General features: G+C 28.1%; 10 protein-coding genes. All 10 read right to left on the bottom strand.

What is annotated here, in order from left to right; genetic code table 11:
* Positions 1–114: 114 nt before the first annotated feature.
* The 10 genes from ACR0QS_RS07495 to ACR0QS_RS07540 all read right to left on the bottom strand — a co-directional run bounded on the left by ACR0QS_RS07495 (position 115) and on the right by ACR0QS_RS07540 (position 9,619).
* Complete coding sequence (locus tag ACR0QS_RS07495) at positions 115–279, bottom strand: hypothetical protein (RefSeq protein WP_432632817.1); 165 nt, start codon at positions 277–279, stop codon at positions 115–117.
* 14 nt (positions 280–293) lie between these two features.
* Positions 294–2,504 carry a hypothetical protein gene (locus tag ACR0QS_RS07500; RefSeq protein ID WP_432632818.1) on the bottom strand — a complete coding sequence of 737 codons (2,211 nt, stop codon included), beginning with the start codon at positions 2,502–2,504 and terminating at the stop codon, positions 294–296.
* A gap of 13 nt (positions 2,505–2,517) precedes the next feature.
* Positions 2,518–3,021, bottom strand: coding sequence for a hypothetical protein (locus ACR0QS_RS07505; RefSeq protein ID WP_432632819.1), 504 nt, complete (start codon positions 3,019–3,021; stop codon positions 2,518–2,520).
* A gap of 2 nt (positions 3,022–3,023) precedes the next feature.
* Positions 3,024–3,398: a hypothetical protein gene (locus ACR0QS_RS07510; protein ID WP_432632820.1), complete on the bottom strand. Its 375-nt coding sequence runs from the start codon at positions 3,396–3,398 to the stop codon at positions 3,024–3,026.
* 12 nt (positions 3,399–3,410) lie between these two features.
* Positions 3,411–3,896, bottom strand: coding sequence for a hypothetical protein (locus ACR0QS_RS07515; protein WP_432632821.1), 486 nt, complete (start codon positions 3,894–3,896; stop codon positions 3,411–3,413).
* Positions 3,897–3,929: 33 nt separating this feature from the next.
* Positions 3,930–6,695, bottom strand: a complete 2,766-nt coding sequence (locus ACR0QS_RS07520) for a tetratricopeptide repeat protein (RefSeq protein ID WP_432632822.1) — start codon at positions 6,693–6,695, stop codon at positions 3,930–3,932.
* Between the two features lie 26 nt (positions 6,696–6,721).
* On the bottom strand, positions 6,722–7,210 hold the full coding sequence (locus ACR0QS_RS07525; RefSeq protein WP_432632826.1) for a tetratricopeptide repeat protein: 489 nt from the start codon (positions 7,208–7,210) through the stop codon (positions 6,722–6,724).
* Positions 7,211–7,214: 4 nt separating this feature from the next.
* Positions 7,215–7,535 (bottom strand): YkvA family protein, encoded by a 321-nt coding sequence (locus ACR0QS_RS07530; protein ID WP_432632823.1) that lies wholly within the window; start codon positions 7,533–7,535, stop codon positions 7,215–7,217.
* A gap of 27 nt (positions 7,536–7,562) precedes the next feature.
* A complete protein-coding gene (locus tag ACR0QS_RS07535; protein WP_432632824.1) occupies positions 7,563–7,814 on the bottom strand; it encodes a C2H2-type zinc finger protein in 252 nt (83 codons plus the stop codon).
* 851 nt (positions 7,815–8,665) lie between these two features.
* Positions 8,666–9,619: a hypothetical protein gene (locus ACR0QS_RS07540; protein ID WP_432632825.1), complete on the bottom strand. Its 954-nt coding sequence runs from the start codon at positions 9,617–9,619 to the stop codon at positions 8,666–8,668.
* Between the last annotated feature and the right edge of the window lie 115 nt (positions 9,620–9,734).

Here is a 9,734-nt window from a genome sequence, read left to right on the forward strand (position 1 = left end):
AGATAATCACCATATTTTTGATAAGCAAATTCTTTTATAATTTCTAATTTTTCTTTATCTAATTCCATTTATTATTAAAACCTATTTTTATTGTCATTTTTTTACTCCTTAAATTTATTTTCTTTTATACTTTTGATTTTTATACGCTTGAAATATCAAAATTATCGCCACTATAATTAATGCGGGTATTATCAAAAAATCTAATTTCGACAATACGCATAATAAACCAATAACCGCCAATATTCCAATAATTAATTGTCTTGGATTTGTAATATTCATTTTTACTCCTTTTTTTATTTTTTATTTAATTCTTTTAAATAATCGTTTTTAATTTTTTCCCAATATTGTTTATAAGATGTTTTTCCAAGATTTCCAACCAAAGGTATCCAGCTTATCCATTTATTTCTGCTTAATTCTCTATCAGATTTATGATAAACTTCTTTATTTAGGATTGATTTGGCTTCTACAGTATTACCAAATCCTTTAATCCTATCCATTAAACTTAATAAGTATTCATGCCTTTTATCGTCAAGCTCTTCTGTTAAAACTTCTATTTCGACATCATAACCTTTTTTAGCTTCTTTATAATGTTTTAATTTTTTAACAGTCTCTTCATAACGAGGCAAAATATTTTTATAGATATATTCGTAGTTTTCTTTATTTATTTCTTTATTATAAATAATATTTTTAAATTCGCTTATAATACTATTTATATCGTTTGTATATCCTTTTTCTCTTGCCAAATCGTCAAATTTTCTCTCCTCTTCTTCCCTCTGTTCATTCCAATACTCTTCATAAGTTCCTCCGCCTTTCTCTCTTTTGGCGTCAGAATAATGGACAATTAGAGGAATTGTATTCTTTTGTTCTTCATCAGTCATGTGAGGCAATTTAAGATTTATTAAATCTTCTAAATATTTGTCTCTTTTATCGTCAAATCTTTTTCTTGCTCCCGCCATTTTATTTTCTAAACGCTTTTTTTCTTGCGGGTTATCTCTAAAGATATTTAAATATTCATTATACTCAAATATCTTTTTATCTTTAATTTGATTTTCTTCTCCTCCAATAACTCTATTCCAAGTGCGAATAATACCATTGAAAACATTATTATAAACTCCGCCGATAAAATTATAGTATTTCTTAAAAAAGTTATTTTGTTCGTCCATGATTTTATAATAAACGAAAAATATATTTTGATAGATAAAATCATAATTTTCTTTATCCATTTCGTCAAAACTCCTTTCATCAAAATCATTAACAAGATTGTCAATAAGCGTTTTATACGCCTTATATTTAGAATAATTCAAACCTTCTTTAAAAAATAAAGTTACTTCTTTAATCACTTTATCATAATCTGATGAGCGTATTACAAAATATGCCGTCAAATATTCTTTACTTTCTATTAAAGATTGAGTATAGCTTTCAAAAGTTTGAAGTGCTAAATCGCCCATTATTTTATTATATGTTTCTATATATTGAGGTAAGTTGCTTATCGACTTTTGATAAACGGGCAAAATATCTTTCATTATGTAATTATAATTAGTTTCGTTAATTTCCGATTGCCTTATATAAACGGCGTTTGTAATGCCATTTAAAACTCTTTCATATTCTCTATTTTGAAGGCTTATATATTTATTAGGATAATTTAAGAAAATTATATATTCAACATTTTTTACGCGCTCAAAAGCCCTTAAATAATCTTCTTTTTCTATTAAAGCGGTGGTTTCTTTTTCAAAAGATTTTATTTGATTATTATCCATAATATGTCCGCTTTCTATAAAAATAATCATAAATACCGTTACAACTGCAGGTATAAAAAATGATAAAAATGCATAAAAATATTTACGCTCTTTCTTTTTACTGCTGCTTAAATTACTTATAATCTTTGGAACGCGAATATATAATACAAATAATATGCAGAAAAGAAGCAACATTAAAATAATTATAATAGAAATATATGCTATATTCTCAATATATGAAAATGCCTCTTGAATTTTTTGAGGAATTATGCTTGAAGCCGCCGAAGAAACGCCCGACTTAAACCAATTTATACTCCTTTCAAATAGTCCTTTTGGCATAGGATTAGGATTATTTAATGTGGCTTTCAATCTAACAAAGAAATATAATTCAAAAATTAATATACAAAATATAATCCAAATATTTTTCAAAAAATGATTTTCGTATATTGGTTTTTTAGAAACTCTTTTATCTCTTTTTCTACGCTTTACTATCTCATAATCTACTTCTTCATTATCTTCATATTCTTTAATTGAATTTTCTTTATTAGAAAATCTTTTATTTTTAAAAACCGAATTATCTATTTTTATAACTTTACTATTTTCTATAAGCAAATTCTCAATTTCCAAAGCCCTTTCGTCCGAAATTCCGTATTCCTCTTTTTTAGTGTTTAATAAATTCCGCTCATTTTCGTCTATTATGCCATCATCTTTAAGCATTCGTTTTACAAGCCCGTAATAATTTTTTTCTTGTTCAGAATTAAATTCCATGATTTATTCTCCTTTATTTTTTATTTTCTTCTACAAATTGATTATATTTTTCAAGTAATTTTTTATAATATTCCAATTCTTCTTTATTAAATCCTCTTGTATTTATAGCTTTTATATACGGATTGATTTTGGTTATAAAATAATTAACCGTTTCCTCAAAATCGACTTCTATTTTTTCGCCATCGACATATTTAACCGCTAATTTTTTATCCACATAGAAAGCCGAGCTTCCTCTTATTTCTCCTATGTCTTCATATTTTGTAGCAGCGTAAATATCCGTGAAATCATATTTATTATTTTTTAATTTGCATTCGCTTATGGAAATATACCAAAAGTTAGGATATTCTGGATTTAAAATTAATAAATATCTCATTCCGTCCGCGATTACCACAATAATATCTTCATCCGATGAAAAACCGTAATCGACTTTTCCCTGCGTCCATTCTTTTACTATTTCTTTACTATCTCCAAAAACTAAACTGCTTAAAATTAAAAATAAAATTAAAATCTTTTGCATTTTTATTCTCCTTCTCTTCTTAATATATTTTGTATTATACGCTCTAAACAATCAGGGCATACCGTTTCGCCAATAAATGCAGAAAGCATAATAATATCATTTTCTTCCGCATATCCTATGTAATTATTATCATAACAAATCAAATGCCAACTATAATTTTCACTTACTCCTATATCGGACGCAATAAGTGTAGTAGGGTTTCTATGAAAATATTGCTCTCGTAAATTTTCATCTACATATATTTCTTGACATAACGAAGTCCCACCTATTCTAATTATTATTCCATTTTCTATATTTGATATTATATCAGCATTATAAATATGATTAGAATTGACGTCTATTCCTATATAATTATTATCTATGATAGCGTATCCCATAAAATCTCCTTTTTACCTAATATTTGAACCATTTTCATTTCTTGCTTCTCTAATAAATTCTAAAAAGCATTCATGACACATTTCATTTTTTGATTGAAATAATGATGAAAAAATCATTATAACTTTTCTTTCTGCGTAGATATAAGCGGCTTCTTTTCTATTATTGAATTTATATTTATATAAATAATAATATAGCTTTGGGTTATAAAGTTTATTACGATATTCTTCTTTTGGAGTAAAAGTAAGCGTATGTTTTTCAAATCTATTAAAATCATTCATTTTAATATCTTCATTACATAAAGTATATTTATTTATTTTAATGTCTATATAAATAGGCTTTCCTTTTTTAATGTTTTCATCCAAACAATTTGTATCTAGATAAATATTTTCATTTCTATAATAGATATATTCTAGTTTTTCTATATTAATATCTTTTCTTGTTGATTTATAAATATGATATTTGCTATCTTTTTTATTGTATAATAAAGCATATTGCATATAAAACTCCTTTTAAATATTATTCCTTTTATCTCACTTCAAAAAATATTTTACAATATCCACAACACCTTTAACGACTTCGGGGTCTACCTTTTTATATACTTCATTCACTGCGTCTATAGTGCTTGAAATACCCGAAACAATGCCGCTATTGTTAGAGCCTCTCCTTGAATATCCTATATTATTAAGATTATCTCTGGCTATTTCATTATCTGGGTCTATTCTCACGGCATTTGCATAAGCGTTTCTAGCTTCTTCTATTCTTCCTAAATTTGCCAAAGCTACTCCATAATTATTCCAAATATAGGAACTTATTTCATCGTCATAAGAATTTATATCATCTATACATTTCTCGTATGAATCAACCGCATTATCATAATCTTCTAAAAATAAATAAGCATTTGCTAAATCATACTTCGAGTTAAAATTTCCTATTTCAATAGATTTTTCAAAACATTCTACGGATTCTTCATATTGTTCATTTAGATAATATGACTTTCCCAATTCATCCCAATACAGCCAATTATCAGGTTCTAATTCTACAGCTTTTGTAAAAGCGTCTATAGCATCTTTATATTTATTAATATATTTAAAATTATAACCAATTCCATAAAAAGCGTTTGCATTATAATCTAATTTTGCTTCTTCTATAAATGCTCCTATAGAATCGACATATTGCCCTACATTGCAGTATACCCACCCTAACGAATGCCAACTTTCAAAATCATTAGGATTTAATTGAGTAGCTTTTAATAGAGGTTGTATAGCTTCCGAATATTGACCATTTTCATAATACGAACAACCTAACCAATACCAATTTAAATAATCGTCAGAATTTAATTCTACAGCTTTTAATAATGATTTTATAGCTTCTTGATATTCTTTATTATCATAATATGAACGACCGAGCCAATGCCAATTTAAATAATCATCGGGATTTAATTTTGCAGCTTCTGAGAAAGAATTAATAGCCTCTTGACATTGAGAATTACTAAAATACACTGAACCTAAACCATACCAACTTTTAAAATTATTAGGATTTAATTGCGTGGCTTTTAAATAAGAATTTATAGCTTCTTGATATTCTCCATTTTTATAATACGAATTTCCTAAATTATACAAAATTTTGCTATCATTAGGATTTAATTGAGTTGCTTTCAAGAATGAATTTCTAGCTTCTAAATGTTGTCCGTTCATACCATATGAACTACCCAATTTAGACCAATTATCATAAAAATCTGGATTTAATTGCGTAGCCTTCAAGCCAGAATTTATAGCATCTTGATATTGTTTATTATTCCAATATGCAATGCATAACCTATACCAATTTTCAGAGTCGTCCGAATTTAATTGAGTGGCTTTAACTAAAGAATCTATTGCTTCTTTATATTGTTTGTTATAATTATAAGCGAGACCGAGCCAATAATAATTATCAGCATCATTAGAATTTAATTCTACCGCCTTTAATAATGATTTTATCGCTTCTTGATATTCTTTATTATCATAATATGAACGACCTAACAAAAGCCAATGTAAATAATAATTGGGACTTAATTCTACGGTTTTTAATAAAGAATTTATAGCTTCCAAATATTGACCGTTTATATAGTATGAAAGACCTAATTCAAACCAATTGCCAACATAATCGGGATTTAACTGCGTAGCCTTTAATCCAGAATTTATTGCTTCCGTGTATTGTTCATTATCCCTATATGCAATACATAGCCTATACCAATTTTCATAGTTGTCAGAATTTAATTCAGTGGCTTTAACTAAAGAATCTATTGCATCTTTATATTGTTCGTTATCGTTATATGCGCGACCAAGCCAATAATAATTATCAGCATCATTAGAATTTAATTCTACCGCTTTTAATAAAGAGTTAATAGCTTCTTGATATTCTTTATTATCATAATATGAACGACCGAGCCAATAATAATTGTAAGCCTCATTAGAATTTAATTCTATCGCTTTTAATAAAGAATTAATAGCCTTTTCATATTCTCTATTTTGATAATAAGAAAGTCCAAGCCAATACCAATTAGACCAAGTATTAGAACTCAATTTTACAGCTTTCAATAAAGAATTTATAGCGTCTTCGTATTCTCCATTTTTATAATACGAACAACCTAACCAATTCCAATTAGAATTGCTATCAGGATTCAATTCTACCGAGTCCAAAAATGATTCTATAGCGTCTTCATATTCTTCATTTTGATAATAAGAAACTCCCAGCCAATGCCAATATAACCAATTATCAGGATTCAATTCTACCGCGTCCAAAAATGATTCTATAGCATCTTCATATTCTTCATTTTCATAATATGATTTGCCTTGTTCAAATAAATCGTTATCCTCTTTTTCTTCTTTTTCTTTTATAATTACTTTCTTAATAACTTTTTTCGTAATTTTAATAGGCTTTCCTTGTTCTTGCGTATTCATGTCTTTAGCAAAATTTTCAAGTTCTTTCGCCCTTTCGTCCGATATTTGATATTTTTCTTTTCGCTTATTCAATATATTTCTTTCACTTTCGTCTATAACGCCATCGTCAAGCATATCGACTAATAAATCGTAATAATCTCTTTCGCCGTCAGTTTCAAATTGCGGAGTTTTACTTTCTAAATATTCCCGCTTTGCAAAATCCTCTATTTCCTTCGCTCGCTCGTCAGAAATTCCGTATTTTTCTTTACGCTTGTTTAATATATTCCTTTCGCTTTCGTCTATAACGCCATCGTCCAACATATCGACTAATAAATCATAATAATCTTTTTCTTGTTCAGAATTAAAATTCATGCTCATGTAAAAATCTCCTTTTTTAATTTATATTAAGAATTATTATTTATATCATTAAGATACTCTATAGCTAATTGGTAGTTTGGGTTTAACTCTACGGCTTTTAATAAAGAATTTATAGCCTCTTGACTTTGACCATTACTATAGTATGAAACACCTAACCAATACCAATGCTCTTCATCGGAATCTAACTCTACTGCTTTTTTAAAAGAACTTATAGCTTCATCGTATTGTCTATTTCCAAAATATGAACGCCCTAACCAATGCCAAATCCAAGACATTGTAGAATTAAATTCTATAGCTCTTAATAAACAACCGATAGCATCTATATACTGACCGTTTTCACAATATGAACATCCTAAAATATATAAATTTCTATCGTTTGCAGGATTCAAATCTACGGCTCTTGATAAATAACTTATAGCCTCTAAATATCTACCATTTTTATATAGATTATTTCCCATTTCAAATAAATTTTCTTCTTCATTATTGTTTATACACATAATAATCTCCTTAAAAATTAAATTATTTGGTTAAAGTTTTAAATACTAGCACTACCAAAAGAACCACAATCAATATTGCAATTCCGCCGATTATTAGAATTCCCCACTTCACAAAATTTATTAATGTCCTTAAAGAACTGTTGGCGTCCAATATTCCGTTTTGAATGCCGTTAAGTCCGCCGACAATCACAAATAAAGCGTCTTCAAGCCATCCGACAATCGGAATAAAATCGGGAACTAAATCGATTGGCGAAATCGTATAAATCAAAGCCAAAATTAAAGGTATCCACGGTTTTATTCCCTGCGATGCTGGTTTATTATCGTATTCTTTATATTCGCTCATAAAAATCTCCTTTTAAAAATTAATTATTTATAAAGCTGGCGAATGTCTGCCTTTCAAAACGCCGTCCGCATGTCGCATACAATTTTGCGATACCATAGTTTTAATTGAATTAAAAGAATTACCGCAATATTTACAAATATAAGTCGACTTTTCGCCGCCTTCGTAAAGTTTATGTTTTCCTTTTAATACTCCGCTCGGATGCCGCATGCAGTTTTGGGAAGTCAAATTTCTTGGATTAGAAAATTGCTCGCCGCAGTATTCACAATAAAAATTTGGCATAATAATATCTCCTTGATTTTAAATTAGAATATATTTTTGATAAAAGCTCGTTAAAGCCTTTATTTGCGATTGATAAATATTGATAAAAATATTTAAATAAATAAATGATTTTTTCGGACAATACTTTTTTATAAAAAAAGTTGATATATTTTCCAAATATTGCAAAAATGTTTTTATGATTAAATTTTTTAATATAAATAAAATTATTTGGCGATTTTCCGCAATTGAAATTATAAACAAAAAAGAATTTGAATAAATTTTTAATGAATAAATAGAATAATATTTTATAATTATTGTATAAACATAATTTTTGAAAAAGTTTAAAGTTAAGGCTTTGCTTTGCTTTGCTTTGCTTTGCTTTGCTTAACAAAATTACAGTATTGTTTATTTATGATATTTTTATATTTCATAGTTTATCAACTTTAATAGTTTTAATTAATAAAGTATAGCATGGATTAAAAATTTGTCAATGGTTTAATTTTTAAAATTATAGTCATTGCGAACGAAGTGAGGCTAAAGCCCGCCTTCGCTCTGCGTCCCTTTGGGATTGGCGAGCAATCCACACTAAATAGATTACTTCGGCTATCGCCTCGTAATGACTATACATTATTTTTGTCATTGCGAGCTTTCGCAAGAAAGCGTGGCAATCCACTATTAATAAAGTTAAATTTTTAAAACTAAATTTATTTTAATTGGATTACTCACCAACGGCGGACTTTCACGCTGTGCGCCTACGGCAAGTCTCGGCGAATGACAAATAAAAAATATGTCAATAGTTTAAAATAAAAAAGAGGATGCCGTTTCGACATCCTCCTATATAAAACCAAAAACAAAATTTTTAGATATTATCTTTATTTATTTTTTAATGCAAGTTTTATAGTAAAGTTATAATTTGCAGGTTTCAAATCTGCCCAAGTTCCATTAGTATCGTTATAAAATCTAACCTTCACAGTATCGCTTGCGCTAATTCCGTTATTTAACATACCAGAACCGCCTTCGTTATAATTGTAAAAATTATCTCCTCTTCCTGCTATAAAACCTGGAAAGTTATATTGTCTACTAAATTGTTTTCCGTTTTCATAACCGCTAAAAATTAAAACCGTGCTTCTGCCATCGCTATGATTTTTAATTTCAATAGTATATTTGAATTCGCTTCCGTCATCATTTTTATAGGTTATTGATTCAAAGTAATTACCAGCATATTGTTTAGGACCAGCATTTTTATTTATAGTAATCGTTTTATCTGGCGTAAGAACTTCCGATGGATTTGAATCTGTTCCTTCTTCTGCCAAAGCGTATTCTATTTCCCAGCTATAGTTTTCAAATTTAACATAAAGATAACCTTCTTCAGTGAATCTCGCTTTAGCTTTTACATAATCTAATCCGTTTCTACTGCCGCTATATAGCAAATTATAGCTTCCATTATAATCTCCGACTTGGAATCCTTGATAGAATTTGCATCCATCCTCAAATTGAATATAAGCGACTCCTTTTTGATAACCGCTATCTCCGATTCCTACTTTAGCCGTAAACTTAAAATTATTATTAAGTTCATAAGCTTTTGACTCAAAATACAAACCGTTAAATTGGTCCATATTTGCCTTATTGTCTATAGGCAGAACTGGTTTGTTGATGTCCTCGTTTGTCTGAACAGGCTCTGGCGTTTCATTTGTAGATATAGGCTCGTCCACGATTTGAAAAGCGCTTGCCTGCGTTGACTTTTTCTTACAAGATACGGCAATAAGAATTGTCATAACTACTATTGCTGCTATATAAAATAGCGATTTGATTTTTTTAGTATCCATAAAATACTCCTTTATTAATTAAAATTCTCTATTAATAATATAGTAATTATTTTTTAAAAGTCAAATATTTTTTTAAAATAATTTTTAAAATATTATTCTTTTTATATAGTTTCAT

The organism is Brachyspira sp., from assembly GCF_050873525.1.
Classification (GTDB): Bacteria; Spirochaetota; Brachyspiria; order Brachyspirales; family Brachyspiraceae; genus Brachyspira.

What these genes read in the sequence shown, in the direction of transcription:
- ACR0QS_RS07495 (WP_432632817.1), bottom strand. Translation starts at nt 279, where the DNA reads ATGAATATTACAAATCCAAGACAATTAATTATTGGAATATTGGCGGTT.
- ACR0QS_RS07500 (WP_432632818.1), bottom strand. Translation starts at nt 2,504, where the DNA reads ATGGAATTTAATTCTGAACAAGAAAAAAATTATTACGGGCTTGTAAAA.
- ACR0QS_RS07505 (WP_432632819.1), bottom strand. Translation starts at nt 3,021, where the DNA reads ATGCAAAAGATTTTAATTTTATTTTTAATTTTAAGCAGTTTAGTTTTT.
- ACR0QS_RS07510 (WP_432632820.1), bottom strand. Translation starts at nt 3,398, where the DNA reads ATGGGATACGCTATCATAGATAATAATTATATAGGAATAGACGTCAAT.
- ACR0QS_RS07515 (WP_432632821.1), bottom strand. Translation starts at nt 3,896, where the DNA reads ATGCAATATGCTTTATTATACAATAAAAAAGATAGCAAATATCATATT.
- ACR0QS_RS07520 (WP_432632822.1), bottom strand. Translation starts at nt 6,695, where the DNA reads ATGAGCATGAATTTTAATTCTGAACAAGAAAAAGATTATTATGATTTA.
- ACR0QS_RS07530 (WP_432632823.1), bottom strand. Translation starts at nt 7,535, where the DNA reads ATGAGCGAATATAAAGAATACGATAATAAACCAGCATCGCAGGGAATA.
- ACR0QS_RS07535 (WP_432632824.1), bottom strand. Translation starts at nt 7,814, where the DNA reads ATGCCAAATTTTTATTGTGAATACTGCGGCGAGCAATTTTCTAATCCA.
- ACR0QS_RS07540 (WP_432632825.1), bottom strand. Translation starts at nt 9,619, where the DNA reads ATGGATACTAAAAAAATCAAATCGCTATTTTATATAGCAGCAATAGTA.